Source organism: Serratia sp. JUb9, from assembly GCF_014298095.1.
Classification (GTDB): Bacteria; Pseudomonadota; Gammaproteobacteria; order Enterobacterales; family Enterobacteriaceae; genus Serratia_B; species Serratia_B rhizosphaerae.
In genome coordinates this window covers 1,525,232-1,552,101 of sequence record NZ_CP060416.1, presented here as the reverse complement: position 1 = coordinate 1,552,101, position 26,870 = coordinate 1,525,232, and the positions used below count along the sequence as shown (strand labels likewise).

Sequence of the window (26,870 nt, the reverse complement as noted above, 5' to 3'; positions counted from 1 at the left end):
GCTGCCCGCTAGCGGGGATAGAAACGCTCGCCCTGTTGTGCCATGCGCTGCAGACGTTCGCACGGCGCAAAATGCTCGCCGTGCTGCTGCTGCAGATATTGCAGGGTTTTCACCACCGTCTCCGCACCAAGCTCATCCATATAGCGGAATGGTCCGCCGAGGAACGGCGGGAAGCCAATGCCGAACACCGCGCCGATATCGCCGTCGCGGGCGCTGCGAATCACGCCTTCTTCCAGACAACGCGCCGCTTCGTTCAGCATCATCATCACGCAGCGCTGGGCGATCTCCGCCGGCGGCAGATGCGCCTTCGGCGTGACGCCGAGCAGCGTATAAACCGAAGCGTCAGCACGTTTTCGGCGCTGGCGCTGCTGGCCTTCGCTGGGATACAGATAGAAGCCCTTGCCGTTCTTGCGCCCTTTGCGGCCATCTTTCAGCACCGCATCAAACGCCGCCGGCGCGGCGAAGCGCGACCCCAGTTCTTCCACCAGAATAGGAATAATTTTGGTGCCGACGTCGATACCGACCTCGTCCAACAGTGTAATCGGCCCCACCGGGAAGCCGAAATCCACCAGCGCCTTATCCAGCGCCTCGATCGGCTCGCCGGCCAGCAGACAGCGCGCCGCCTCATTAATATAGGGCGCCAGGATGCGGTTAACGTAAAAACCGGCGCGGTCGGCCACCACTATCGCCGTTTTCCCCTGCTTATGCGCCAACGCTACGGTAGTGGCGATGGTTGCGGCGCTGGTTGCGGCATGCGGTATCACCTCCACCAGCGGCATTTTGTCCACCGGGCTGAAATAGTGCAGCCCGATCACCTGCTCCGGCCGCTGCGCCTTGGCGGCGATCTGGCTAATCGGCAGCGAAGAGGTGTTAGAGGCAAAGACGGTATGCGACGCGGCGTGCTGCTCTATCTCCGCCACCATCTGCTGCTTCAGCGCCAGATCTTCGAACACCGCCTCCACCACGATGTCCACCTGCTCGAAACCGCAGTAATCGGTGGTGCCGGAAATCAGCATCATCTGCTTTTGCCGCTCCGCCGGACGCATACGCTTACGGCGCACCCGCTTGCCCAGCACGTCCCAGCTGTATTTCAGCGCGTGATTAATGCCCTGGGTGCTGATGTCCTTAATACGTACCGGCAAACCGCCGCGCGTAGCCGTCACACAGGCAATGCCGCCGCCCATCAGGCCGCCGCCCAGAATACCAACCCGTTCAAGCGCGTGCGGCTGCGCATCGGCGCCACGCTCCTTTTTCAGCGCGGTGGAAGCAAAAAACAGGCTGCGCAGCGCCGCTGACTGCGGCGTCATCGCCAGCTCGCCAAACGCGCGCGCCTCGGCCTCATAACCGCTGGCGCTGCCCTGGTCCAAACCGGTACGCACCACCTGGATAATCCGCTCCGCCGCCGGATAATTACCGTGCGTCTTCTCCAGCGTTTTCTTGCGCACGATGGCGAACAGCGCACTGCGCCCGAGCGGGCCGTTGAGCAACCGTTCCTGCCACGGCAGTTCGCGCCGCGCCGACCAGCCCTGCCTGGCGCGCGCGACCGCCGTCTCAAGCAAAATGGCGTGCGGCACCGCATCGTCCACCAGCCCCATGCGCAGCGCCTGACGGGCGCGGACCTGTTTGCCGGTCAGCATCATATCCAGCGCTTTGCCGGCGCCAATCAGACGCGGCAGCCGCTGCGTGCCGCCGGATCCCGGCAACAGCCCCAGCTGCACTTCCGGCAGGCCGAGCGCGGTTTTATCGTCCAGGGAACATACCCGGCTGTGGCAAGCCAGCGCCAGCTCGAGCCCGCCGCCCAGACAGGCACCGTGGATCGCCGCCACCACCGGCACCGGAAAAGCCGCCAGCTGCGCCAGCGTGCTCTGCCCTTTCTTCGCCAGCGACTGCGCCTCTTTGGCGCTGTTGCAGGCGGCGATCATGGTGATATCGGCGCCGGCAATAAAGGAATCGGGCTTACCGGAGATAATGACCAGGCCTTCCAGCGTGGTCTGCTGCTGCGCCTGGATCAGCACATCGTTAATCTGTTCAACAAACTCCGCCTTCAGCGTATTGACCTTTTCTCCCGGCACGTCGATGGTAATCACTCCGATGTTGTCCGGCCGCAGGGTCAGGCGAAACGCCGTCTGTGGAGCCCGTTGCTCATGCAGTGCATTGGTCGCTGCGCTCATTATTCCACCTCCACAACCATCGCCGCGCCCAGACCGCCGGCGGCGCAGGCGGTCGCCAGCCCCAGACCGCCGCCGCGACGTTTCAGCTCATGCAGCGTCTGGGTAATCATGCGCGCGCCGGTGGCGGCAAACGGGTGCCCGTAGGCAATAGAGCCGCCCAGCACGTTGAACTTCTCCATGTCGACCTCCCCGATCGCCGCGTCGCGCCCCAGCTTCTCGCGGGCGAACGCCGCACTGGCGAACATTTTCAGGTTGGCCAGCGTCTGCGCGGCGAAGGCTTCATGCATATCGATCAACGTTAAATCGGCCAGCGTAATGCCCGCCCGATCCAGCGCCAGCGGCGTGGCGTACGACGGCCCCAGCAGCATATCCTGCCAGACGTCGATGGCGGCAAAGGCGAAGCTGCGCAGATAGCCGAGCGGCTGCAGCCCCAGCTCTCTGGCGCGGGATTCGCTCATCATCAGCACCGCCGCCGCACCGTCGGTGAGCGGCGTACTGTTGGCCGCGGTCACGCTGCCGTGTTTACGATCGAAAGCCGGCTTTAATTTGGCGTAGGAGGCCAGGCTGGAGTCTTTGCGGACATTGTTGTCTTCGGTCAGTTCCGCCTTATACGGCGGCACGTATGCCGTCATTACTTCATCGTGCAGCCAGCCCTGCTCCCAGGCATTGGCCGCCAACTGGTGAGAACGGTGTGCCAGCGCGTCCTGATCTTCACGGCTGATGCCGTGCGTCTTCGCCATTTGTTCGGCGGTGTCGCCCATCCGCAGGCCGGTGGAGTATTCCGCCACCGCCGGCGGTACCGGCAGCAGGTCGCGGAACTTCAACCGGCTGAACAGCTTCAAGCGCTGCGACAGCGTGCGCGCCTTGTTGACGTCCACCAGCGTGCGCGCCAGCGCTTTGCTGACGCCGATCGGCAGTACGGAGGAAGAATCAGCGCCGCCGGCAATGCCGACGCTGATGCTGCCGGCAATAATGCTTTCCGCTACGTTGGCGATCGCCTGGAAACTGGTGGCGCAGGCGCGGGAGACGCTGTAGGCGTCGGTATGTACGCTCATGCCGGTGCCGAGCACGATCTCGCGCGCGATATTCGGCGCTTCCGGCATCTGCACCACCTGGCCAAACACCAGCTGTTCAATCAGCGTTGCATCGATGCCGCTGCGCGCCACCAACTCACTGACCGCCATTTTACCGAGATCCACCGCCGGCACGCCGTGATAGGCGGTCGCCTGTTTGGCGAACGGGGTGCGTAATCCATTAACTATTGCAATTCTGTCTCCCTGACGGGTGACCAGCGGCAGTGCCTTACTCATAAATGCTCCTGAAGAAAGTAACGTCAGCGCAATCCGCAAAACAGGTCTGACCTGATGAGGTCATTGTTAACCAGATGTTTACATTTGGCAAACCGTCAGAGGTGAAATCTGCGAGCAGGAGCAACTTTCAAACGGGGGATAAACCGGCAAGGGGAAAATTAAAGAGGCTGCGCGGCGGGCGCCGCGCAGAATACCGTGATGCGTTAACGCAGGCCCAGCTGAAAAATCAGCGTTTCCGCCTGGCAGGCAAAGGTGAAATCAGCGTTCAGCTGCACGCCGCCGTCTACCGGCTGCAGGCTGCTGCTGATGGCGCAGGGATCGGACTCCACCGAACGTGCTTTTTCCGTCAGCGCCGCCAGCGTCTGCTGCGCGTCTTGTTCGTCGGTAAAAACCTGGCTGTAGGATGCGGTGCAGTCGGTATTGTCCATCACGGTGCCGACATCCACACAGCAGCATGCTGCCGTTTCCTGCGCGCTGCATTTATTTATTGCATCTGACATATCAATTCTCCTCACAACGCCTGAGGTGTGACCCGGCGCAAAGACCCAAGATTCTGTGAGCCATTTTACGCCTCGCTGCATGAGATCACTAGCACTTACTCTCTGTGGGTGTTTTAAGTGATGGAAATCACAAATGAAAATATTTGTTTGATCAACAAACATAGGAATTTTGTTATTTACCGCTGGCGTTTTGTTAAGCAGATCTCTTTTTTGATATCAATTAAGAAATATTTAAAAAACAAAGTTGCAACATCTTAACAGGTCAGACCTATAATTCAGCCACTGGTCTGATTTGTCTGATGGATAACGGACCCTACAATCCCGCGCTCCTTGTTACCACGTGTAACATAGTTTAAATAATAAACACATAATGAGGTTTTGGTCATGAGCCAGAAAAACCTATTCAAGAAAACAGCTCTTGCAGCTGCAGTGGCGATTATTTCTTCAAACGTGTATGCCGCAGGATTCCAGTTGAATGAGTACTCTTCTTCTGGTTTAGGCCGTTCTTTTTCTGGTGAAGGCGCCGTCGCCGACAATGCCACCTCAGCCAGCCGCAACCCGGCAACCATGATGATGTTTGACCGTCCGACTTTCTCCGCCGGCGCCATCTTTGTCGATCCGGGCGTTGATATTTCCGGTACTTCACCATCCGGTGCCAGCCTGGACGCAAAAAACATTGCCCCAACCGCCTGGGTTCCAAATTTACACTATATACATCCGATCAATGACAAATGGGCTCTGGGTGGTTCTGTCACCAGTAATTACGGACTGGCGACGGAATTTAATGATAGTTATACCGCCGGCGCATTTGCAGGCAAAACCGATCTGGAAACACTTAATCTGAACTTGAGCGCTGCGTATCGGCTGAATCAGAACTTCAGCTTCGGTGTGGGGTTTGATGCCGTTTATGCGCGGGCTAAGCTCGAACGCTATGCCGGCGATCTGCCAAAACTGATCGCCGGCTCCGGTCAAGTACCGCCAAATCTGGCCGGCCCACTATCCCAAATGCCCGCCGATACCCAGATTGCTCACTTGAAAGGCAACGAGTGGGGTTTTGGCTGGAATGCCGGCATCCTGTATGAAGTGGATGAAAATAACCGCTACGGCCTGACCTACCGCTCTGAAATCAAAGTCGACTTCGACGGCGACTATAAGAGCAGCCTGCCGTCTCAGTATAACCCAATGCTCGCATCCATGGGGCTGCCATTAGGCACCAATGGGCAAACTGTACCGGGTTCTCTGTCGCTGCACCTGCCTGAGATGTGGGAAATTTCCGGTTATAACCGGGTGGCGCCAAAGTGGGCCGTTCACTACAGCCTGGCATACACCAGCTGGAGTCAGTTCCAGGAGCTGCGCGCCACCGGCAGCAACGGCCAGACGCTGTTCGAGAAGCATGAAGGCTTCAAAGACGCTTACCGCATCGCGCTGGGTACCACCTATTACTACGACGATAACTGGACCTTCCGTACCGGTATCGCCTTCGATGACAGCCCGGTACCGGCCCAGAACCGCTCCATTTCCATCCCGGATCAGGACCGCTTCTGGCTCAGCGCCGGCACCACCTACGCGTTCAACCAGAACGCCTCGGTGGACGTGGGCGTCTCCTATATGCACGGTCAGCACGTTACCGTCAAGGAAGGCCCGTACACCTTCGAGTCTGAAGGTAAAGCCTGGCTGTACGGCGCTAACTTCAACTACACGTTCTAAGCTGCGCCCGACAGTATCAACGATAAAAAAACCCGCCGGATGGCGGGTTTTTCTTTATGCGCTTTCTGTGCCGGCCTATTCCGCCGAATCGATATCGTCCAGATCGCCCTGAATCGCCTTGGCGTTCGGGTTCTCTTCCGGCTTCAGCACGCCGCCGTTGGCGATAAAGTCGTGGCGCTGGAAGTACGCCTCGCGCACCATCAGATACGGATCGGAAGAGTTGCGCAGCAGGCCATCGGAATCCAGCAGCTGAGCGCGGGTCTCAATGCCTTCCACCACCCACTTGCCGGCCGACATCCAGAAGGTCAGATAGCTCAGCACCGGATAGAGCGAATCGGCCCAGTCGCCGCCCTCGTCACGCAAGGTGAAGCTGCCATAGCCCGGCAGCATCACATACGGGCCGTAACCGACGCCATAGTGCCCCATCGTGCTGCCGAAACGGTTAGGCTCTTCGCGCGCCAGTTTCGGGTTAGCCATGCCGGCCACGTCGATCAGGCCGCCCATGCCGAGAATGGTGTTCAGGAAGAAGCGGTTGAAGTGGATCATCCCGCGGTACGGGTCGCCCTTCAGGAAGGCGTTGACCATGCTGGCCGGCTCTTCAAGGTTAGAAGTAAAGTTACTCAGGCCGTTACGCGCCGGCTGCGGCACATAATCACGCCACGCTACCGCCACCGGCCGCAGCACATACGGATCCAACACGTTGTAGTTAAAATCGAACATCGTCCGGTTGAATCCTTCCAAAGGATCGGATCGCCCTTGGGGTTCGTTCTCAGGGGTGCTGGCGCACCCGACGAGCAACACCGTTGCGAAAGCCAGCCCAGTCAGGCGAAAGTTCATATTTTTCTCCATAAAAAACAGTACGCTCAGTCTTTTATTAAGGGACCTGTTTGTCTATCTGAACGCTAACTTGCCCGTTACCGCTGAACGTCTGCAGCGCACTCTCACCGAACCAGTCGCCGGCCTGCGGCGTTGCCAGACCGTCATGAGAAACCCGTACGCGCACCTTCACCTGATGCAGCGACGACAGCAAACGCTCCGGCATCATGGCGTTGCTGTCATCCAGCGAGAACGACAGCGGGAAACGGCTCAGAGGTAATTGTTTTACAGCAACCGGCACCGGGCTTTTGCCATCGGTCACCGAAATTATCAGCGTCCCTTGTTGGGGTAATGCGTTGGCTGCCTCTGGAGACAACGTGACATTGACACCAAGTTTAACAGTTTCGTCGCCGGCCTGTACTTTTGCTTGTTCAATACTGCGCTTTAGCACTTCCGCACGGCGATCGTCAGCCGGTAATAATTTTAGCATCACCTGCCAGGCGCCGATGGCCTGCCGGTAGTCGCCCTGTTCAAAAGCGTTAAACGCCAACAGGCTGAGAATACGCAGGTTGCTGTGATCTTCAGCGATCATTTTACGCAGCATCAGCGACGCCTGCTTGTTATCTTCCGGATCGTTGGAACGCGTCAACACTTCGGCGTACCCCAGACGGACTTCCAGATTATTCGGATCCAGCTGATAGGCATGGGCAAACGCCTGCGTGGCGGTGGTGGCGTTATTCAGCGCCATACCGACCCGCCCCAGCATCATCCAGTCGTTGATATTACGGCCGTCCTGCTGCAGCGCGGTGCGCAGCCCCAGCCCCAGACGGGCGATCTCTTCCATGCTGAGCGGCTGCGCATGCTCGTTGGCGACCCGGGCGCGCAGCGCCGGCATCTGATCCTGCACCTGCCGCCAGGCCGCCACCTGCGCCATACCGCCGGTTTTCAGATAAAAGCCAACCGCCACCACGATCAGCAGCAGCACGCCCGGCAACAGCGCCCAGCGGTTGATCGGTTTACTCTGCGCCGTCGCCTGGCCGGGAATATCGTCCAGCAGGTTCTGTTGCAGCTCTTTCACCAGTTCGGGACGCTCGGCGACCACGCCCTGTTGTTCATCCTGTTCCAGCTCACTCAGACGCTCCTGGTACAGCACCTTGTTCAGCGTGTCGCGGCTGGTGGCGCTGTCCGCCCGATTCTGCCGCATAGCCGGCACCAGCAACAGCGCGGCGGCGCCCAGCAGCAACACGATAATCATCAGCCAAAAAGCCATTAGCGTTTCTTCCTGTCAGTCTCTTCCAGCAGCGCCGCCAGACGCTGTTGCTCCTGTGCGGAGAAGTCGTCGTTATCCACCGGAGTGCGGCGGCGGCTGCGCATAATCACCACCGCGCCGCCAATCAGCACAAACAGCAGCGGGCCGACCCACAGGATCAGCGTCGCCGGCGTCACCGGCGGTTCATAGGTGACGAAGTTGCCGTAGCGGGCCACCATATAATCGATGACCTGCTGCTTGTTCTGCCCCTGCATCATCAGCTCATAGACTTTGGCGCGCATATCGGCGGCGATGATGGCGTTGGAATCGGCGATGCTGTTGTTCTGGCATTTCGGGCAGCGCAGCTGTTCGGTCAGCTCGCGATACTGCTGCTCCTGCTCCACCGAATCAAAATGGTAAGTATCAATGGCCGCAGCGGCGCTAAAGCTCAGCAATGCGGCCAATATCACGGCGGCGAACCTCATGCTGCGCCTCCGTACTTGCGGTACAGCGGCAGCACTTCCTGCTGCCAGACCCGTTCATTCATATCGCCGGCGTGGCGGTAGCGGATAATGCCCTGCCCGTCGATCAGAAAGGTTTCCGGCGCGCCGTATACGCCAAGGTCCAGCCCCAGCATACCGTCGCCGTCAAACAGGCTGAGCGCGTAAGGGTTGCCCAGGCTGTTAAGCCAGTTGACCGCCTTGGCGCGGTCGTCCTTGTAGTTCAGCCCCACCACGCGCACGCCGCGGCTCGCCAGCTGATTCAGATACTGGTGTTCAGCGCGGCAGGTCGGACACCAGGTGGCCCAGACGTTCAGCAATATCGGTTTACCGTCGCGCAGCACCGCCTGATCGTAGGTTTTACCCGGCCGATCGAGCGACTCCAGTTTAAAGGTCGGCACCGGTTTACCGATCAATGCCGATTCCAGCATGGTCGGATCCTCCCCGCCGGCGTTGCGCGTCAGCTGCACCATAAAGGCGGCTACCAGCAACAAGAACAGGATTAAGGGAATAAATAACAGTTTACGGTTCATACCTGCGCCTCCCGCTTGCCCTGACGCGCCAGTTTTTTCTTCATGCGGTAACGCGGATCGAGGATACACAGCAGCCCGCCCAGCGCCATAAATACGCCGCCGAACCAGATCCAGCGGACGAACGGTTTGTAATACAGCCGCACCGCCCAGGAGCCGTCGTCCAGCTCCTCGCCCAATGCCGCGTACAGATCGCGCGTCAGGCCGCCGTCGATCGCGGCTTCCGTCATCATGCTGCGCGCCACGCTGTAGTAGCGTTTTTCCGCATGCAGCGTCGCTTCCGCCTTACCGTTGCGCGTCACGTCGATAATGCCGACGCCGCCGGTGTAGTTCGGTCCGCGGATATCGTGCACGTCGCGGAATACAAAGTGATAGTCATGAATATCCACGCTGTCGCCGGCCTTCATCCGCACGTCACGCTCCACGCTGTAGTTCTGGCTGAAGGCGATACCGATCACCGTTACCGCCACGCCCAGGTGGCCCAGCACCATGCCCCAGTGGCTGCGCGACAAATGGCGCAGGCCGCGCCAGAAGCCGTGACGGTGCGTGGCACGCTCGTGCAGCTCCATCAGCGTCAGCACAATGACCCAGACCGCCATCAGCAGCCCGACCACCGTCATGCCGGCAATGCTGTCCTGCAGCAGCCACGGCAGCAGAATCGACAGCAGCAGAGTCACCACCAGCGCAACGCCCAGGCGACGCCACAGCTTGCTCGGCTCGTCACGGCGCCAGCGCACCAGCGGGCCGATGCCCAGCAGCAGCGCCATCGGCGCCATCAGCCAGGTGAACATGGTGTTGAAGAAAGGCTCGCCGATCGAGATACTGCCCAGCCCGAGTTGCTTATGCACCAGCGGCAGCAACGTACCCAGCAGCACCACCAGCATCGCGGCCATCAGCAATACGTTGTTGCCCAGCAGGAAGGTCTCGCGGGAAAAGGTTTCGTGCTGCACCCGGCTGCGCACCTGGCCGCCTTTAAAAGCGTACAGCAGCAGCGAACCGCCGATCACAATCACCAGATAGGCGAGAATAAACATGCCGCGCGCCGGATCGGAGGCAAAAGAGTGCACCGACACCAGCACGCCGGAACGTACCAGGAAGGTGCCGAGCAGACACAGCGAGAACGCGGTGATCGCCAGCAGCACCGTCCACGCCTTGAAGGTGCCGCGTTTTTCCGTCACCGCCAGCGAGTGCATCAGCGCGGTGCCCGCCAGCCACGGCATGAAGGAGGCATTCTCCACCGGATCCCAGAACCACCAGCCGCCCCAGCCCAGCTCGTAGTAGGCCCAGGCGGAGCCCAGTACGATGCCGAGGGTCAGAAACACCCAGGCGGCGGTAGTCCACGGCCGCGACCAGCGCGCCCAGGCGGTGTCGAGCCGCCCGGCCATCAGCGAGGCAATGGCGAAGGCAAACGCCACCGAAAAGCCGACGTAGCCCATATACAGCAGCGGCGGATGGAAAATCAGCCCGACGTCCTGCAGCAACGGGTTCAGATCGCGGCCGTCGATCGGGAAGTTCGGCAAGGTGCGGGTGAACGGGTTGGAAGTCATGATGATAAACAGCAGGAAACCGGCGGTAATCATCCCCATCACCGACAGCACCCGCGCCACCGCATCCTGCGGCATGGAGCGGCTGAACAGCGCCACCGCCAGCGACCAGCAGCTCAGCAGCAGCACCCAGAGCAGCAGCGAGCCTTCATGCGCCCCCCAGGTGGCGGCGATGCGGTAATAGACCGGCAGCTGCGTGTTGGAGTTGGCGGCAACATAGGCGACGGTAAAATCGTTAACGATAAAGGCGTGCACCAGGCAGATAAACGCCAGCGCAATGGCGGCGAACATGCCATAGGTCAGCGGACGCGCCACCGCCATCATGCGGCGGTCCTGACGCGCGGCTCCCCACTGCGGGTAAATGCTCAGCAGCAGCGATACCGCCAGCGCCAGACACAACAGAAAACTTCCCAGCTCCGGTATCATGACTGGCTGTCCTCCTGCGGCGCGCGATAGGCCGACGCCGGCCCTTTATGGTTCTCTTTCATCGCATCGGCCACTTCCGGCGGGGTATATTTCTCATCGTGCTTGGCCAGCACTTCTTTGGCGTTCACCACGTTGCCTTCCCCCAGCACGCCCTGCGCCACCACGCCCTGCCCTTCGCGGAACAGATCCGGCAGGATGCCTTCATAGGTCACGGCGATTGCGCCGCGCGCGTCATACACCTTAAAGCTGACCTTCAGCGTTTCCGGATCGCGCTTCACCGAGCCCGGCATCACCATGCCGCCGATGCGCAGGCGCTGCCCGACCTCCGGTTTTTCGTGATTTTCCCCTTTGCCCTGCAGGATTTCACCCGGGGTATAAAACAGATCGATGTTGGAACGCAGCGCATACAGCACCAACGAAGCGGTAAGCGCGATGCCGACCAGCACCACAATGGCCAGATAGAGGCGACTTTTACGACGTGGATTCACAATGATTTCTCCCGCGCAGCGGCGGACTGCGGCGCAGCCGATGTTTTAGCATGTTGTGATTGGCGGATACGGCGTTCGCGCGCCTGACGGCGGCGCACATCGGCCAGCAGCTGCCGGCGTTGCCACAGGGTATGGCACACCAGACCCAGCAACGGAATCAGCGTGGCGGCCACCGCCAGCCACACATAAAAGGCGTAACCGCCCATGGCGAAGAACGCCGTCCAGGAGGAAAATGCGGCATTCATGACTGACGCTCCTTGTTAACCAGGGCCGCCACCCACGGGCGATGACGCTCCTGCGCCAGAATCAGGTTGCGCAGGCGCATCAGCGTCAGGGTAATAAAGAACAGCAAATAGCCGAGGATCGCCCAGCGCAGCGGCGTACGCATGCTTGGCGCAATGCTCTGCTGCATATTGGTCGACCCCTGATGCAGCGTGTTCCACCATTCGACCGAGAAATGAATAATCGGGATATTGACCACGCCGACCAGCACCAGAATACCGGCGGCGCGGCCGGCCAGCCGGCGGTCTTCAAAAGCGTTGTACAGCGCGATGATGCCCATATACAGGAACAGCAGCACCAGTTCGGAGGTCAGGCGCGCGTCCCAGACCCACCAGGCGCCCCACATCGGCTTACCCCAGGCGGAGCCGGTCACCAGCGCGATAAAGGTAAATACCGCCCCCACCGGCGCCATCGCCGCGACGACGGTATCGGACATTTTCATCTGCCATACCAGGCCGATAAAAGCGGCCACCGCCATGGAGGCGTAAATGCCCATCGACCACATCGCCGCCGGCACGTGGATATACATAATGCGGAAACTATCGCCCTGTTGATAATCCTTGGGCGCGAAGCCAAAGCCCCATATCCAGCCGAGCAGCAGGCAGACGGCGCCCGCCGCGCCAAGCCAGGGTACTAAGCGCCCACAAACCTGGTAGAGCCTCTCGGGCCTGGCGAATTGATGTAACCATTTCCACATTGTTGTCATTGCTCACGGTAAATGAAAACGTCCGCCGCCCTGCGCTGCGGGGCGGCAAATGATGTATGCCGGGGCCGCTCTTGTCGGCGTTGCCCGGCTCTTCTTATCTGTTAGCTAGTGCACGCTTACCCGCAGCGCAGCGGCGGTGGCAAACGGCGCCAGCGTCACGCTGCCCGCCAGCATCGCGCCGAGTATCGCCAGATAGCCGTCAATCGGCATCCCCATCGCCGCAGCGTCAATCGCGCCGGTGGCGAAGATCAGCACCGGGATATACAGCGGCAGCACCAGCAGGCTCAGCAACACCCCGCCTTTGCGCAGCCCGACGGTCAGCCCGACGCCGATGGCGCCGATCAGGCTCAGCGTCGGCGTGCCGAGCAGCAAGGTGGCGGCTACCGCCAGCCAGGTTTGCACGTCCAGCGACAGCAGTAGCGCCACCAGCGGCGACAGCAGCAGCAACGGCAGCCCCGTCACCACCCAGTGAGCACATACTTTGCCTAACACCGCCAACGGCAGCGGGGTTGGCAGCAGCAGCAGCTGTTCCAGCGAGCCGTCAAGAAAGTCGTCGCGGAACAGCCTTTCCAGCGACAGCAGCGACGCCAGCAGCGCCGCCACCCAGATGATGCCCGGCGCGATACGCGCCAGCAGCTGCGGCTCCGGGCCGACGCCCAACGGGAACAGCGTGATAACGATCAGAAAGAACCACAGCGGGTTAACGATTTCCGAGCCTTTGCGAAAGGCGATTTTCAATTCACGCCGCAGCAGGGTTAAAAACATCAGGCCGTCTCCATCCCTGCGTCCGACAAACTAATTTTCGTCACTGGCCGCTGGCTGCCGGCCAGCTCCTGATGGGTGGTCAACACTACCATACCGCCCTGTTGCGCATGTTGTTCAAAATGGCGAATCAATTCGGCGACGCCCTGTTTATCGATGGCGGTCAGAGGCTCGTCCAGGATCCACAGCGGGCTGTCGCTCAGGTACAGTCGTGCCAACGCGACGCGACGCTGTTGCCCGGCGGACAGCTGCGCCACCGGCAGATCCTCATAGCCGACCAGCCCCACCTGCTCCAACGCCTGCCAGATTGCCTGTCCGTCACCGCCGCGGGCCGCGCGCTGATAAAAGCGCAGATTTTCAAACGGCGTCAGCATCGCATTGATGCCCGGCTGATGGCCGAGGAACAACAGCTCGGCATGATAGCGTTCGCGGCTGCGGCGGGTATTCTCGCCCCGCCAGCGCACTTCGCCTTCATCCGGACGCGCCAGACCGGCCAGAATGCGCAGCAGGCTGGTTTTTCCCGCGCCGTTCGGCCCTTCCACCTGCACCATATCGCCCGGACTCACCGAAAAACTCAGCCCGCTAAACAGGGTGCGCTCATCGCGGACACAACTCAGGTTTTTGGCTTCCAGCATCGGCAGGACTCGGCTATTGTTCTTTGGGTGTGCGCATGATAGCACAAGCGATCGGCGGCTCGTAGCCTGCGGCCAGCGCAGAAACTACTCCAATAGGGGTAATATTGCGCACCAGATCAATAATGCGTAGAAAAATGCGCCAACGTTAAACCCTTGTTACTTTTTTCTGCAATTTGACCAACTTATTTCCCTTCCCGCCGCCCCTGCGGCTACGCTTAATAAATAATCTCGGTACGGCTGTCGGAGGATATGCATGGATAATAAGCAACCAGGCGACGCAACAGACAATCAGCAGTCCGAAAGCGATATCACAGTAGACAGCCAAGAGCGGGAACAGGGAAAAGCCGCCATTGACGTCAACGCGGAGAACCTGCCCTCCCGCGCTGCGGCGGTGCATGAACAGATCCGTATGGAAGGGGAAAAAGAGCTGGAGCGTGACTGGCTGGCGCTGCTGTGGTCGGCCATCGCCGCCGGGCTGTCGATGGGCGCATCGCTGATGGCCAAAGGCATCTTCCACGCCCGCCTGCCCGACGATCCCAGCCGCTTTTTCATTGAGAATATCGGCTATACCTTTGGTTTTGTCATCGTCATTATGGCGCGTCAGCAGCTATTTACCGAAAACACGGTAACGGCGGTGCTGCCGATCATGCACAAGCCCACGCCGAAGAACCTGCTTATTCTGTTGCGACTGTGGGGCGTGGTGCTGTTGGGCAACCTGCTTGGCACCGGGCTGGCGGCGCTGGCTTTTACCCACCTGCCGCTGTTTGACGCCGCCACCCGGCAGGCCTTTGTCTCCCTGGGACAGGAAGTGATGCATAACACCCCGCAGGAGATGTTTGCCAATGGGATCCTCGCCGGCTGGATTATTGCCACTATGGTCTGGATGCTGCCGTCCGCCGGCGGCGCTAAAATCTGGGTGATCGTGCTGATGACCTATCTGGTGGCGCTGTGCGATCTGACCCATATCGTCGTCGGTTCAGTTGAGATCATCTATTTGGTGTGCAACGGCGTCATCGGCTGGCAACAATTTATTTATCCGTTCGCGCTGCCGACACTTGCCGGCAATATCATCGGCGGTACTTTTATCTTTGCGTTAATCAGCCATGCGCAGATTCGCAACGACATCAGCAATCAGGCGAAAGCACAGGCAACACGCGCCGTTGACGGTGATGACAAACGCTGAATTTTCCCCGTTCTGTCGGCCAGCGGCTATCCCCACTGGCGAGGAAATAAGCAAACGCACCGCTAAGCGCTTATTCTGGGAAGAAAAACGGGTATAATGCCCCGAATCCGGCATGCCCCCGTAGTTAAACGGATATAACAAGCCCCTCCTAAGGGCTAGTTACTGGTTCGATTCCAGTCGGGGGTACCATTTACGGTTGCTCTCTACACTGATAAAGACACATTCCTCCAGCCCAAAACACGCCTCTTTTTACTTTTATTTAAAAATAATCCTTCTCCTTAAATTGGATATATTAAAAGACAAATTCATTGCCTTATATACATGATAGGCGTCAGTAATTATTGACATCCTTTCTAACTTTAGTTTTCCTGTGTAAAATAATTTTATATCTGCGTTAAATCCTAAAATATATTTTTAAAATTAATTTATCTTTAAGACATCACGGGATCTATGTTAAGGATTAGAATACTTTTAAAGTAAACCGTTGCCAATAGATGCGCAGATCATATCAGATGACAAAGGCGTTGCACTTCCGTCGCCATTGCCCGCACGATGCCGGTGTCGCGCTACCCATTTCCTCGGAATATCAATCCGTCCCCTTTTCTCCCCCGACTCATGCTACCCTTGCCAGCCATTACCATCATGCCGACAATCAGGAAGCGCTATGTCTAGCCACTATCCGGCCCACTACCACTTTGATGACGAAGACGACTGCTGGCACATCGGCTTTCGCGATTTCCCGGAATTTCAGGCCGCCTGCTATAAACGTGAAGACGTGGAGCTGGAAGCGCAGGACTCACTGCTGACCGCCCTCGCCATTGAGATTGAAGAAGGCCGCGCGGTGCCGCCGCCCTCCGCGAACGATAGCGACGAACTGCAGGTACCGCTGCCTCTGCTGGTACAGCTGAAGGTCGCGCTGCATAACGCCCTGCTGGCAAAACAGATGCCGAAAGCGTTACTGGCGCGCCAGCTGGGCTTTAACGCCGGGCAGATGAACCGCCTGCTGGATATTGCCTATGCCTCGAAAGCCGAAGCGCTGGAACAGGCGCTGTTCTTGCTGGGCTACGAAATCCGGCTCTCGGTGCATACTGGCGATAAGCCATAAAAAATTGTACGCGACCGGACTAAACATTTCCCTGCGGCGGCCGATGAATGGATTATCTCCCTTCACCGGCATGAGAAAAGTTGATCATGGCATGGATACGTCGCCATATCTGGTGCGCAGTGTTACTGGGCTGTCTGTTGTTCTGGTTTGCCGCAGCGGCGGGCATTGCCCTGCTCGAAATGTGATAAACATCGCCCCGTTTCTCCACATCGTGCAGCCGGACGGAAATCGATGAGAAAATAACGGAAAGTGATTAAAAAACAGCCATAAAGTGTGATCAAAAACACAGTATTGAAATAATACAAAGATTGGGAGTACATTGAGCGCCGATCCTGTCGCGTTTCCCGTGTTTTCTTAAACGGATAAAATGCGACGACCGGGATGCTCAAGCTACCAGCAGGCTGTTTTTATGACAAAAAGAACCGGCCAGGCGCGCCGGGCATCCTATAAAATACTCAGCACAACAATCGGGATCGTTGACTTGCGAGCACTCCATGAGGGGAGTTATTAAGTGAAATACTTTTTGATGGGCATTTCATTCATGCTGGTTGCATGGGTTGGTACCTTCATGTATATGGTTTCCTGACGGACCACCAAACCCAGAACGGCAACAAGGGGCGCACCGGCGCCCCTTTGTTATTTCTGCATCTGGCGCGCTATTTGGCCGCCGGCGCGATCAGACCATCAGCGCGGAACATCGCCTTGATGCCCCGTACCGCCTGGCGGATACGGTCCTGATTTTCAATCAGTGCAAAGCGCACGTGATCGTCACCATACTCACCAAAGCCGATACCCGGCGACACGCAGACCTTCGCCTCCGCCAACAGACGTTTGGCGAACTCCAGCGACCCCAGGTGAGCATAAGGCTCGGGGATTTTCGCCCAGACGTACATGGACGCCTTCGGGTTATCCACCATCCAGCCGGCTTCATGCAGGCCTTTCACCAACACGTTGCGACGCTGGCGATACTGCTCGGCGATATCCAGCACGCACTGCTGGTCGCCCTCCAGCGCGGCGATGGCCGCCACCTGCAGCGGCGTAAAGGTGCCGTAATCGTGATAGCTCTTGATGCGCGTCAGCGCGCTGACCAGCTCCGGGTTGCCTACCATAAAGCCGATACGCCAGCCTGCCATGTTGTAGCTTTTCGACAGGGTGAAAAACTCAACCGCGATATCTTTGGCCCCCGGCACCTGCATAATCGACGGCGCCTGCCAGCCGTCATAGACGATATCGGCATAGGCCAGATCATGCACCACCAGCACGTTGTACTGCTTCGCCAGCGCCACCACCCGTTCGAAGAAATCCAGCTCCACGCACTGCGCGGTCGGGTTGGAGGGAAAGCCGAGGATCATCATTTTCGGCCGCGGAATGGTTTCACGGATGGCGCGCTCCAGCTCACCAAAGAAATCACCGCCTTCCACCAGCGGCACCGAACGCACCTGTGCGCCGGCGATCACCGCGCCGTAAATATGAATCGGGTAGCTCGGGTTCGGCACCAGCACGGTATCGCCATGGTCAAGCGTCGCCAGCATCAGATGCGCCAGCCCCTCTTTGGAGCCGATGGTGACGATGGCTTCGCTTTCCGGATCGATATCCACCTGATAGCGCTGCTGATACCAGCGTGAGATCGCCCGGCGCAGGCGCGGAATACCGCGTGAGGTCGAGTAGCCGTGCGTATCTTCACGCTGCGCCACGGTGCAGAGTTTCTCCACAATGTGCGGCGGCGTCGGGCCGTCGGGGTTGCCCATGCTGAAGTCGATAATATCTTCGCCGCGACGGCGTGCGGCCATCTTCAGTTCGGCGGTGATGTTAAACACGTACGGGGGAAGACGTTCAATGCGCGTAAAGCGGCGCGGACTGTGATTATCAGCCATAGATTCCTCGAAGAGACGTAAGCGCCCGGACCGTCCGAGCGACGCTGGCCAGTTTTTGGCCTGTTATTGAACATATCGCAGCGCCGGCAGGCTGTCGAGACCCCACGCTATTTTTTAGCGCATACCGTGATACTCCGCCTCCAGCAGGCCCAGCTGCCAGTCGTTACACCATTGCCCACCCAGGCGATAATTATCACGCAGTGTGCCTTCAAGCTGGAAACCACAGCTTTCCAACAGGCGCCGCGATGCAATGTTGCCTTCGGTCACCGTGGCGTTGAGCTTATGAAATCCACAGTCGTTAAAGGCAAACGCCAGCAGCGCCCGCAATGACTCTTTGCCGTAACCTTTCCCCTGCCCGGCCGGCAGGCTGACAAACCCTACCTCTGCCTGTTGAAACGGCTGCCACTCAGCCCGAAAACCGGTCAGCCCCAGCGCGTTCCCACTGGCCTTCTCACGCAGTACCAGACACAGCCAGTGCATACTATGTTTATCCCATGCCGGCAGACGACTGGCGAAGCGGGCGCGCACCTCGGCGTCATCCAGCGGATCGCTCATATAGCGCATGACCTGGGGGTCGCGATACAGCTGTAAAAACAGCGGCCAGTCTTCTTCAGTCAGGGGTTGTAAAGTCAAACGTTGCGTAACCAGTTCCATGCGCCACCTCCAAAAAACGAAAAACAGGAAGTTTCGAATGAAAGCAATCCCTTTATTTTCCGCTATTAAATTCAGATAATCGTTAACCTCAAAAGAACAAAACCATAACGTTTTTCCCCCGTACCCGACAATAACAAGCGCCGCCACCGGCGATAGTAAGGAGAACCTTATGACTGCACTGGTTATCGACGATATCCCCGCCGCCATCAAGAACGTCAAACGGCAGCTGCGCCAGGCGCTGCCCAACTACCGCGAGGTGTTTCTGGCGCTGGAGGACAACATTCGCCAGCAGGTGGAACAGATCCGCCAGGAGCTGGCCGCCGGCCACAATCCGGTGCCGCAAATCGACGCCGAGGATATTCTGCAACAGCGGGTGAGCGAGCAGCAGAAGGCGCTGATCAGGCAGCGCGGCGCCTGCGCCATCCGCGGCGTGTTCCCGCGCGCCACCGCCGAAGGCTGGAACCGCGAAATCGGCGACTATCTGAGCCGCAACAACTTTATCGAACGGTTGAAAAACGCCGCCGAGGATAATTACTTCGGTAAACTGGCCGCCAGCAAACCGCAGATTTACGGCATCTACTGGTCGAAGCCGCAGGTGGAGGCGCGCCAGGATCGGCGCATGCACGCGGTGCAGGTCTTCATGAACAGCCTGTGGGCAAGCGAAAGCGACGGTAAGCAGCACTTCGACCCGCAGCGCGTCGCCACCTATGCCGACCGCACCCGCCGCCGCCCGCCAAACTCCTCCTCCCTCGGCCTGTCGCCGCACGTCGACAGCGGCACCATCGAACGCTGGCTGGACGAGAATTTCCGCTATGTCTATCGCCACGTATTCTCCGGCGAGTGGCAACGCTACGACCCTTTCGCCGCCGACGGCCGCACCGAGGTGCGGGAAATCGCCTCGCCGGCGGCCTGCTCAATGTTCCGCACTTTTCAGGGCTGGACGGCGCTGACGCCGCAGCGCACCCACGCCGGGACGCTGAACCTGGTGCCGATCGCCAACGCCATGGCTTACGTGCTGCTGCGCGCGCTGCAGGACGACGTGGCGGATGACGATCTGTGCGATGCCGCACCGGGACGCGCGCTGTCGATTTCGGAAACATGGCATCCCCTTTTACTGCAAGGGATTTCCCCTATTCCGGATCTGGAGCCGGGCGACTGCGTATTCTGGCACTGCGACGTGATCCACGCGGTGGAAAATGAACACCACGGCGAGTTCGACAGCAACGTGATGTATATCGCCGCCGCGCCGGGCTGCGCAAAGAACGACGCCTATCTGCAGCGGCAGCTGCCCAGTTTCCTGAGCGGCCGCACGCCGCCGGACTTCGCCGCGGATGATTTCGAAGTGGACTTCATTGGCCGCGGTGGTGAAGAGCTGCTGACGCCGCTCGGCAGAGAACAGCTCGGCCTGAAATAACCACCCGTAGCGCGCCGTACCTCAGTGCGCGGCGCGCTGCCGGACAAAGCGGGCAAAGTCCTTCACCGCCGCCTGCTGAGTGTTCTGCCGGTAGGCCAGCGTCAGCGTACTCACCGCCAGCGGATCGTCCAGCGGGTGGTAGCTGATATCCTCACGCCGCGCCAGCGCCTGCGTCTCCGGCACCAGCGCCACGCCCATCCCCAGCGCCACCAGCCCGATGGTCACCGCCACATCACGCGTGGCCTTCAGCGGGTGCGGCGTAAAGCCGGCGCGCCGGCAGGCGTCCAGTACCGACCAGGCCAGCCCGATACCCGGCGGATCGTTCTGGATCAAAAACGGCGCCTGCGCCAGCTGCCGCAGCGACAGCTTTCCGCATCCGCTCAGCGCATGATCCTTTGGCAGCACCGCGATCAACGTCCGTTGCACCACCTGCTGATAAACCAGCCCGGGCAACTGCGGCACCGGCGTACGCACCAGCGCCGCATCAAGATCGCCGTTCTGCAGCAGGATGAGCTGGCGCTTCACATCATGCTCCTCCATCGCCAGCTCGATGCCCGGCCGCGCCTGACGGTAGTCGCGCATCAGCGTCATCAGTGCCGGATCGTAAATTGCCGATCCGACATATCCCAGCCGGATCGCGCCGTCGGCGCCGCTGCGCAGGCTGGCGGCGGTCTGCAGCAGTCCTTCATAGCGACCTATCGTATCGCGCGCTTTCTCCAGCAACACGCGCCCTTCCGGCGTCAGCGCCACGTGGCGGCGATCGCGTTCAAACAGCCGCAGCCCCAGACGCTGCTCCAACAGCTTGATGTGCTGGCTCAGCGCCGGCTGGGCAATGTGCACATTGGCCGCCGCGCGCCCGAAGTGCATCTCTTCGGCCAGCGCAATAAACGAGTACAGCTGACGCATATCGCTCATAAGCCATCCTGTGATAACGAATGATGATTAAAAACAGGCTAAAGCCTATTAGACAGAAATCAATCCTCGCCCGATAGTGGAGAAATAACCACCAATAAATCGCCTTACCCCTACAACCTGACGGACAACGCCAATGACCACGACCACCGAACTACCGCAGGTGCACGACCTGCGTTCCGCCCTGGAGTTGCTGCGCCACATTGATGATGAACTGATCGCCACCGATGAACCGGTCGATCCGATGGCCGAACTGTCCGGCGTTTACCGCTACGTCGGCGCGCACGGCACCGTGATGCGCCCGACGCGCATCGGCCCGGCCATGATGTTCAACCGCATCAAAGGCTATGACGATATGCGGGTGCTGATCGGCCTGCTGGCGTCGCGCAAACGCGTGGCCCACCTGCTGGGCAGTACGCCGGAACGGCTGGCCTGGCTGCTGAAAGACTCGGTGAGCAAGCCGATTGCGCCGGTGGAGATCCCGCGTGAGCAGGCCGCCTGCCAGGAAGTGGTGCACCTGGCCAGCGACCCGGATTTCGACATCCTCAAACTGCTGCCGGCGCCGACCAATACGCCGGACGATGCCGGCCCCTATTTTACGCTGGGCATGTGTTACGCCGCCGATCCGGAAACCGGCGAACATGACGTGACCATTCACCGCCTGTGCGTCCAGGGCAAAGATGAAATTTCGATGTACTTCGTACCCGGCCGCCACCTTGATACCTTCCGCATGAAGGCCGAAGCGGCAGGCCAGCCGCTGCCGATCTCCATCAGCATCGGCGTTGATCCGGCCATTGAGATCGGCGCCTGTTTTGAGCCGCCCACCACGCCGCTGGGCTTCGACGAGCTGTCGGTGGCCGGCGCGCTGCGCAACCGCCCGGTGGAACTGGCACCGTGCCTGACGGTGGCGGCACGCGCCATCGCCCACGCCGAGGTGGTGATTGAGGGCGAACTGCTGCCGGGCGTGCGGGTGCGCGAAGATCAGCACACCAACAGCGGTAAGGCGATGCCGGAGTTCCCCGGCTATACCGGGGAGGCCAAAGCGGCGTTGCCGGTGATCAAAGTGAAGGCGATCACCCACCGCAAACACCCGATCCTGCAAACCTGCATCGGCGCCAGCGATGAACACACTAATCTGGCCGGCATCCCCACCGAGGCCAGCATTCTGCAGATGGTCGAGCGGGCGCTGCCCGGCTTTGTACTGAACGTCCACTGCCCTTCCCCCGGCACCGGCAAATATCTGGCGGTGCTGCAGGTGAAAAAACGCTCGGAAAACGACGAAGGCCGCCAGCGGCAGGCGGCACTGCTGGCATTCGCCGCCTTTTCAGAGCTGAAACACGTCATGCTGGTGGACGAGGACGTCGACCTGTTCGATATGAACGACGTGATGTGGGCAATGACCACCCGCTATCAGGGCGACGTCAGCACGGTGTTTATTCCCGGCGTACGCTGCCACCCGCTGGATCCGTCATCGTCACCGGCCTTCAGTCCGTCCATCCGCGCGGAGGGCATCGCCTGCAAGGCCATTTTTGACTGCACGGTGCCCTACGCGCTGAAGGCGCAGTTCCAGCGCAGCGCCTTTATGGAGGTGGACGTCACGCGCTTTATCCCGGGCTTTAAACGCTGACGGCGAGGACGTGCGTTCCCTGAGCCGGCGCCCGACGCTGTGATATACTGGGCGCCATCTTGTTTCGCCGCAGCGAGTAGCCGTTGTGCACCCTTTTTTTGAAATGCTGTTAGCGGTATTCGATCGTGCCGCGCTGATGTTAATTTGCCTGTTCTTCCTGACGCGCACCCGGCTGTTCCGCCAGCTGCTGCAAAAAGAGGAGCACACGCCGCTGGAACTGGCGGCGGTCACCGCCATTTTCTCGCTGTTCGCGCTGTTCAGCACCTATTCCGGCATCAACGTCGAAGGTTCGCTGGTCAACGTGCGGGTGATCGCCATTATGGCCGGCGGCATCCTGTTCGGGCCGTGGGTCGGCGTCGTCACCGGCATTATCGCCGGCGTGCACCGCTATCTGATCGATATCGACGGCATTACCTCGGTGCCCTGTCTGATCACCAGCATCATCGCCGGCATCAGCGCCGCCTATATCAACCTGAAGGTGAAAAAAGAGCGTCGCTGGCGTATCGGCATTCTCGGCGGCATGCTGTGCGAAAGCCTGACCATGCTGCTGATCGTCCTGTGGGCGTCGCCGACCGAGCTGGGGCTGGAGATCGTGGCGCAAATCGCCCTGCCGATGATCCTCGGCACGGTGTGCATCGGCCTGATCGTGCTGCTGGTGCAGAGCGTCGAGGATGAAAAAGAGGTGATCGCCGCACGTCAGGCCAAGCTGGCGCTGGATATCGCCCGTAAAACGCTGCCCTACTTCCGCAACTTCAACAGCGAGTCGCTGACCACCATCTGCGACATTATCCGCCACGATATTCAGGCCGATGCGGTGGCGATGACCGATACCCAAAGCGTGCTGGCCTACGTCGGCGTCGGCGAGGAGCACTATCCGGTCGGGCGGGAAAGCCTCAGCCGGGTGACGCGGGAAAGCATCCGCCACGGCAAAATCATCATCAAGAACAACCATGAAAGCCCCGCCACGCCGCAGATCCACTCGCAGCTGGTGATCCCGCTGTGGGAAAAGGGCGAAGTCAGCGGCACGCTGAAAATCTACTACTGCCACGCACACCAGATCACCAATACCCTGAAGGTGATGGCGGTCGGTCTGTCACAGATTATCTCCACCCAGATGGAGGTGTCCCGCATTGAGCAGCTGCGCCAGATGGCGGACAAAGCCGAAATGCGCGCGCTGCAGAGCAAGATCAACCCGCACTTTCTGTTTAATGCGCTGAACGCCATCTCCTCATCGATCCGCCTCAAACCGGACACCGCGCGCCAGCTGATTATCAACCTGTCGCGTTACCTGCGTTACAACCTGGAACTGAACGATGAGCTGATTGATATCCGTAAGGAGCTGCATCAGGTACAAGACTATATCGCCATTGAACAGGCGCGCTTCGGCGACAAACTGACGGTGATCTACGATATCGACGACGATATCGCGCTGCGCATTCCCAGCCTGCTGATCCAGCCGCTGGTGGAAAACGCCATCGTGCACGGCATTCAGCCCTGCCGCGGCAAAGGTGTGGTGGTGATTGCGGTCAAGGACCACGGTGAGCGCATTCGGATTTCGGTGCAAGACACCGGCCACGGCATCAGCCAGGCGGTGATTGACCGCGTGGCGCGCAACGAAATGCCGGGCAACCATATCGGCCTGCTCAATGTGCACCACCGCGTCTCGCTGCTGTACGGCGCCGGGCTGAAGATTCGCCGTCTGGAGCCAGGCACCGAAATTGCGTTTTATATCACTAAAGACGGCGGCAAACGGCGCCCGGCCGCCGAACAGCCGGCAGAAGAAGCATGAGGAAAGTATGAAAGCCATCATTGTTGAAGATGAGTTTTTGGCGCAGGAAGAGCTGAGCTACCTGATCAAACAGCACAGCAACATCACCATCGAAGCCACCTTCGATGACGGGCTGGACGTGCTGAAATACCTGCAAAATCATCAGGTGGACGCCATCTTCCTCGATATTAATATCCCGTCTCTCGACGGTGTGCTGCTGGCGCAGAACATCAGCAAGTTCGCCCACCGGCCGGCGATTATCTTTATTACCGCCTATAAAGAACACGCGGTGGAAGCCTTTGAGATCGAAGCCTTCGACTATATTCTCAAGCCGTACCACGAGGCGCGTATCGTCACCATGCTGCAAAAGTTGGAGGCGCTGCACCAGCGTTCGCTGAACCAGCCCGAACAGCAGCAGCCGGCCGGGCGCGGCGGCCACAGCATTAACCTGATAAAAAACGATCGCATCATCGTTACCGACATCAACGATATTTACTATGCGGCGGCCGATGAGAAGGTGACGCGGGTGTACACCCGCCGTGAAGAGTTTGTGATGCCGATGAATATCAGCGAGTTTTACGCCCGGCTGCCGGAAGAGCATTTCTTCCGCTGCCACCGCTCCTACTGCGTCAACCTGGCGAAAATCCGCGAAATCGTGCCCTGGTTCAATAACACCTATATTCTGCGGCTGAGCGACCTGGAGTTTGAGGTGCCGGTCAGCCGCAGCAAGGTCAAGGCGTTCCGCCAGCTGATGCGTCTGTAATTAGCCGCGGTGATGGCGATCGTGGTGGTGATGCCATTCCCGCTGACGGAAATCCGCCCGGTGCGGCGGACGGTCGTGCCCGCGGTAGTGGCGCGGCGGCCGGTAATCGCGGTGATGTGCTCGCCACCAGCGCGCCTCGCGCCAGCGGTGGCCATCCCAGTAGTGGCCGCGATGGTCACGGTCGCCGACGCGCCATGCGCTGTCCGGGGTGACGTTAATAAAAATTCCGGCCTGGCTCACCAGCGGCAGCGCCAGTAGCGCCGCCAATAATAGTGCTCTTTTTTTCATACTATGGCTCCTGCATTAACGGATCGAATCCGCCTGCCGGTACCCTAATACCACGCCCGCAGCCGCTCCATCAGACAAACGCCGGTTTACCTCATCCGCACAGAACCTTCACAATTCCCCCACAATTCTTCCCCGCCGTCCGGCAATAAATCGTTGATAATTTTGATTTAGATCACATGTCCAGGGGCGCATTTCACGACGTTTTTGCGCCAAAAACGGCAACTCATGCAGCGCCTGATGCATTTCATTCCTCGGCAGAGGCAACTCATGCCCAATCCGCCGCCGGCCGCCACCCCGGCCATATAATATCCCCATACTGCGGAGCCGATTTGCTCCGCGCATTTACACCACGGGTAACGCACACTTACATACAGGAGAAACCGGCCATGAGAACAAAACCGGTAAATCGCAGCCTTATCGTTCTGGGCACCATCATCTGTCAGATGGGCCTGGGAACTATCTATACCTGGAGCCTGTTTAACCAGCCGCTGGTGGATAAATTCCACTGGGGCCTGGCGGATGTCGCCACCACGTTCTCCATCACCAGTTTCTTCCTGGCGTTTTCCACTCTGTTCGCCGGCAAATTGCAGGAACGCTTCGGCATCCGCAACCTGACGCTGGCCGCCGGCGTGCTGGTCGGGCTGGGGCTGATCGCCAGCGCCCACGCCAGCTCGCTGGATATGATTTATCTGCTGGCCGGCGTGGTGGTCGGTTTCGCCGTCGGCATCGCCTATATCTCCACCCTGTCCAACCTGATCAAGTGGTTCCCGGCCAACAAAGGGCTGATTTCCGGCATCTCCGTCGGCGCCTTCGGCAGCGGCAGCCTGCTGTTCAAATACGTTAACGCCGCGCTGATTGCCAATGCGGGCGTCTCCGCCGCCTTCTTCTACTGGGGCGTTATCGTGATGGCGTTAATCGTCTTCGGTTCGCTGCTGCTGAAAGAGCCGGCCGCCGCAGCCTCCAACGCAGCGGCGCAAGGTGGCCGGAGCGTTAACTACAGCGTGCGCCAAATGCTGGCGACCAAAGAAGCCTACCTGCTGTTTGCCATTTTCTTCTCCGCCTGCATGAGCGGCCTGTACCTGATCGGCATCGTCAAGGATATGGGGGTGCAGCTGGCCGGAATGGACGTTGCCACCGCCGCCAACACCGTCTCCGCCGTGGCGATTTTCAACACCGCCGGCCGTATTATTCTCGGCACCCTGTCGGATAAAGTCGGCCGGATGCGCGTCATCAGCTTTACCATGTTGGTCACCGTGCTGGCGATCGTCGCCCTGAGCACCTTTACCCTCAGCCACAGCCTGTTCTTCCTGTGCGTCGGCGCCGTCGCCTTCTGCTTCGGCGGCAATATCACCGTATTCCCGGCGATTGTCGGCGACTTCTTCGGCCTGAAAAACCACAGCAAAAACTACGGCATCATCTACCAGGGCTTCGGACTGGGCGCGTTGGCCGGCTCGTTTATCGCCAAATACTTCGGCGGCTTCCACACCACCTTTATGGTGATTGGCGTCCTGTCGCTGCTGTCCCTGCTGATTACCCTGTTTATCAAAACGCCGCAGCCGGCCATCAGGGCCGAACAGAACGAACACCAGCCGGCGGATCTGGTCAAAGCCTGATATCCGGCCAACAAAAAGGGGCGCAGCCATTAAGCTGCGCCCC

General features: G+C 59.4%; 27 protein-coding genes and 1 tRNA gene. 10 read left to right on the top strand and 18 right to left on the bottom strand.

What is annotated here, in order from left to right; translation table 11 throughout:
* Nucleotides 1-8: 8 nt before the first annotated feature.
* The 3 genes from fadJ to HF675_RS07310 all read right to left on the bottom strand — a co-directional run bounded on the left by fadJ (nucleotide 9) and on the right by HF675_RS07310 (nucleotide 3,981).
* Nucleotides 9-2,171 carry a fatty acid oxidation complex subunit alpha FadJ gene (fadJ, locus tag HF675_RS07320; protein ID WP_187044340.1) on the bottom strand — a complete coding sequence of 721 codons (2,163 nt, stop codon included), beginning with the start codon at nucleotides 2,169-2,171 and terminating at the stop codon, nucleotides 9-11.
* Nucleotides 2,171-3,481, bottom strand: coding sequence for an acetyl-CoA C-acyltransferase FadI (gene fadI, locus HF675_RS07315; protein ID WP_111736696.1), 1,311 nt, complete (start codon nucleotides 3,479-3,481; stop codon nucleotides 2,171-2,173). The genes fadJ and fadI overlap by 1 nt, the downstream gene beginning before the upstream one ends.
* 203 nt (nucleotides 3,482-3,684) lie before the next feature.
* Entirely contained in the window at nucleotides 3,685-3,981 is a 297-nt protein-coding gene (locus tag HF675_RS07310; RefSeq protein ID WP_187044339.1) for a YfcZ/YiiS family protein, read from the bottom strand.
* Nucleotides 3,982-4,365: 384 nt separating this feature from the next.
* Here HF675_RS07310 and fadL point away from each other — a divergent pair, with 384 nt between their 5' ends.
* Nucleotides 4,366-5,688, top strand: a complete 1,323-nt coding sequence (gene fadL, locus HF675_RS07305) for a long-chain fatty acid transporter FadL (protein ID WP_187044338.1) — start codon at nucleotides 4,366-4,368, stop codon at nucleotides 5,686-5,688.
* 75 nt (nucleotides 5,689-5,763) lie between these two features.
* Here fadL and mlaA read toward each other — a convergent pair whose 3' ends face one another.
* The 10 genes from mlaA to ccmA all read right to left on the bottom strand — a co-directional run bounded on the left by mlaA (nucleotide 5,764) and on the right by ccmA (nucleotide 13,626).
* A complete protein-coding gene (gene mlaA, locus HF675_RS07300; protein ID WP_015673230.1) occupies nucleotides 5,764-6,525 on the bottom strand; it encodes a phospholipid-binding lipoprotein MlaA in 762 nt (253 codons plus the stop codon).
* Between the two features lie 37 nt (nucleotides 6,526-6,562).
* Nucleotides 6,563-7,774, bottom strand: a complete 1,212-nt coding sequence (gene ccmI, locus HF675_RS07295; RefSeq protein ID WP_105231998.1) for a c-type cytochrome biogenesis protein CcmI — start codon at nucleotides 7,772-7,774, stop codon at nucleotides 6,563-6,565.
* Nucleotides 7,774-8,238 (bottom strand): cytochrome c-type biogenesis protein, encoded by a 465-nt coding sequence (locus HF675_RS07290; RefSeq protein ID WP_187044337.1) that lies wholly within the window; start codon nucleotides 8,236-8,238, stop codon nucleotides 7,774-7,776. The genes ccmI and HF675_RS07290 overlap by 1 nt, the downstream gene beginning before the upstream one ends.
* Nucleotides 8,235-8,786, bottom strand: a complete 552-nt coding sequence (locus HF675_RS07285; protein ID WP_105232000.1) for a DsbE family thiol:disulfide interchange protein — start codon at nucleotides 8,784-8,786, stop codon at nucleotides 8,235-8,237. Before HF675_RS07285 ends, HF675_RS07290 begins: the two co-directional genes overlap by 4 nt.
* Nucleotides 8,783-10,753, bottom strand: coding sequence for a heme lyase CcmF/NrfE family subunit (locus tag HF675_RS07280; protein WP_187044336.1), 1,971 nt, complete (start codon nucleotides 10,751-10,753; stop codon nucleotides 8,783-8,785). The genes HF675_RS07285 and HF675_RS07280 overlap by 4 nt, the downstream gene beginning before the upstream one ends.
* On the bottom strand, nucleotides 10,750-11,241 hold the full coding sequence (gene ccmE / locus HF675_RS07275) for a cytochrome c maturation protein CcmE (protein WP_105232002.1): 492 nt from the start codon (nucleotides 11,239-11,241) through the stop codon (nucleotides 10,750-10,752). Before ccmE ends, HF675_RS07280 begins: the two co-directional genes overlap by 4 nt.
* The gene (gene ccmD, locus HF675_RS07270; RefSeq protein ID WP_105232003.1) at nucleotides 11,238-11,486 is read right to left on the bottom strand and encodes a heme exporter protein CcmD; all 249 of its coding nucleotides are present in this window, start codon (nucleotides 11,484-11,486) and stop codon (nucleotides 11,238-11,240) included. Before ccmD ends, ccmE begins: the two co-directional genes overlap by 4 nt.
* Nucleotides 11,483-12,220, bottom strand: coding sequence for a heme ABC transporter permease (locus HF675_RS07265; protein WP_105232004.1), 738 nt, complete (start codon nucleotides 12,218-12,220; stop codon nucleotides 11,483-11,485). The genes ccmD and HF675_RS07265 overlap by 4 nt, the downstream gene beginning before the upstream one ends.
* Before the next feature lie 114 nt (nucleotides 12,221-12,334).
* Nucleotides 12,335-12,994 (bottom strand): heme exporter protein CcmB, encoded by a 660-nt coding sequence (ccmB, locus tag HF675_RS07260; protein ID WP_111736694.1) that lies wholly within the window; start codon nucleotides 12,992-12,994, stop codon nucleotides 12,335-12,337.
* Nucleotides 12,994-13,626, bottom strand: a complete 633-nt coding sequence (ccmA, locus tag HF675_RS07255; protein ID WP_111736693.1) for a cytochrome c biogenesis heme-transporting ATPase CcmA — start codon at nucleotides 13,624-13,626, stop codon at nucleotides 12,994-12,996. The genes ccmB and ccmA overlap by 1 nt, the downstream gene beginning before the upstream one ends.
* A 253-nt stretch (nucleotides 13,627-13,879) precedes the next feature.
* On the opposite strand from ccmA, the gene HF675_RS07250 reads away from it, so the two are divergent.
* The 4 genes from HF675_RS07250 to ypdK all read left to right on the top strand — a co-directional run bounded on the left by HF675_RS07250 (nucleotide 13,880) and on the right by ypdK (nucleotide 16,500).
* Complete coding sequence (locus HF675_RS07250) at nucleotides 13,880-14,809, top strand: formate/nitrite transporter family protein (protein ID WP_187044335.1); 930 nt, start codon at nucleotides 13,880-13,882, stop codon at nucleotides 14,807-14,809.
* Between the two features lie 114 nt (nucleotides 14,810-14,923).
* A tRNA-Arg gene (locus HF675_RS07245) sits at nucleotides 14,924-14,998 on the top strand.
* Between the two features lie 475 nt (nucleotides 14,999-15,473).
* Nucleotides 15,474-15,914: a hypothetical protein gene (locus HF675_RS07240; protein ID WP_105232008.1), complete on the top strand. Its 441-nt coding sequence runs from the start codon at nucleotides 15,474-15,476 to the stop codon at nucleotides 15,912-15,914.
* Nucleotides 15,915-16,425: 511 nt separating this feature from the next.
* Entirely contained in the window at nucleotides 16,426-16,500 is a 75-nt protein-coding gene (gene ypdK / locus HF675_RS07235) for a membrane protein YpdK (RefSeq protein ID WP_105233463.1), read from the top strand.
* 70 nt (nucleotides 16,501-16,570) lie between these two features.
* Here the strand turns inward: ypdK and alaC are convergent, their stop codons facing one another.
* Together alaC and HF675_RS07225 are read right to left on the bottom strand one after the other, a co-directional pair.
* Nucleotides 16,571-17,788 carry an alanine transaminase gene (gene alaC, locus HF675_RS07230; protein ID WP_105232009.1) on the bottom strand — a complete coding sequence of 406 codons (1,218 nt, stop codon included), beginning with the start codon at nucleotides 17,786-17,788 and terminating at the stop codon, nucleotides 16,571-16,573.
* Between the two features lie 114 nt (nucleotides 17,789-17,902).
* Nucleotides 17,903-18,442, bottom strand: a complete 540-nt coding sequence (locus HF675_RS07225; protein ID WP_187044334.1) for a GNAT family N-acetyltransferase — start codon at nucleotides 18,440-18,442, stop codon at nucleotides 17,903-17,905.
* Between the two features lie 169 nt (nucleotides 18,443-18,611).
* Here HF675_RS07225 and HF675_RS07220 point away from each other — a divergent pair, with 169 nt between their 5' ends.
* Nucleotides 18,612-19,856: a DUF1479 domain-containing protein gene (locus tag HF675_RS07220; protein ID WP_187044333.1), complete on the top strand. Its 1,245-nt coding sequence runs from the start codon at nucleotides 18,612-18,614 to the stop codon at nucleotides 19,854-19,856.
* Between the two features lie 21 nt (nucleotides 19,857-19,877).
* Here HF675_RS07220 and HF675_RS07215 read toward each other — a convergent pair whose 3' ends face one another.
* Nucleotides 19,878-20,771, bottom strand: a complete 894-nt coding sequence (locus HF675_RS07215; RefSeq protein ID WP_187044332.1) for a LysR substrate-binding domain-containing protein — start codon at nucleotides 20,769-20,771, stop codon at nucleotides 19,878-19,880.
* 133 nt (nucleotides 20,772-20,904) lie between these two features.
* Here HF675_RS07215 and HF675_RS07210 point away from each other — a divergent pair, with 133 nt between their 5' ends.
* The 3 genes from HF675_RS07210 (at nucleotide 20,905) to HF675_RS07200 (ending at nucleotide 24,926) form a co-directional block, all read left to right on the top strand.
* Nucleotides 20,905-22,395 carry a UbiD family decarboxylase gene (locus HF675_RS07210; protein ID WP_105232012.1) on the top strand — a complete coding sequence of 497 codons (1,491 nt, stop codon included), beginning with the start codon at nucleotides 20,905-20,907 and terminating at the stop codon, nucleotides 22,393-22,395.
* A gap of 103 nt (nucleotides 22,396-22,498) precedes the next feature.
* Nucleotides 22,499-24,184 carry a sensor histidine kinase gene (locus HF675_RS07205; RefSeq protein ID WP_105232013.1) on the top strand — a complete coding sequence of 562 codons (1,686 nt, stop codon included), beginning with the start codon at nucleotides 22,499-22,501 and terminating at the stop codon, nucleotides 24,182-24,184.
* Nucleotides 24,185-24,191: 7 nt separating this feature from the next.
* The gene (locus HF675_RS07200; protein ID WP_105232014.1) at nucleotides 24,192-24,926 is read left to right on the top strand and encodes a LytTR family DNA-binding domain-containing protein; all 735 of its coding nucleotides are present in this window, start codon (nucleotides 24,192-24,194) and stop codon (nucleotides 24,924-24,926) included.
* On the opposite strand, the gene HF675_RS07195 is transcribed toward HF675_RS07200, so the two are convergent.
* A complete protein-coding gene (locus HF675_RS07195; RefSeq protein ID WP_187044331.1) occupies nucleotides 24,927-25,214 on the bottom strand; it encodes a DUF2502 domain-containing protein in 288 nt (95 codons plus the stop codon).
* Nucleotides 25,215-25,322: 108 nt separating this feature from the next.
* Nucleotides 25,323-25,457: a hypothetical protein gene (locus HF675_RS23780; protein ID WP_255414255.1), complete on the bottom strand. Its 135-nt coding sequence runs from the start codon at nucleotides 25,455-25,457 to the stop codon at nucleotides 25,323-25,325.
* Nucleotides 25,458-25,600: 143 nt separating this feature from the next.
* Between HF675_RS23780 and HF675_RS07190 the strand changes: the two genes are divergently transcribed.
* Nucleotides 25,601-26,827 carry an OFA family MFS transporter gene (locus tag HF675_RS07190; protein ID WP_187044330.1) on the top strand — a complete coding sequence of 409 codons (1,227 nt, stop codon included), beginning with the start codon at nucleotides 25,601-25,603 and terminating at the stop codon, nucleotides 26,825-26,827.
* The last annotated feature ends 43 nt before the right edge of the window (nucleotides 26,828-26,870 follow it).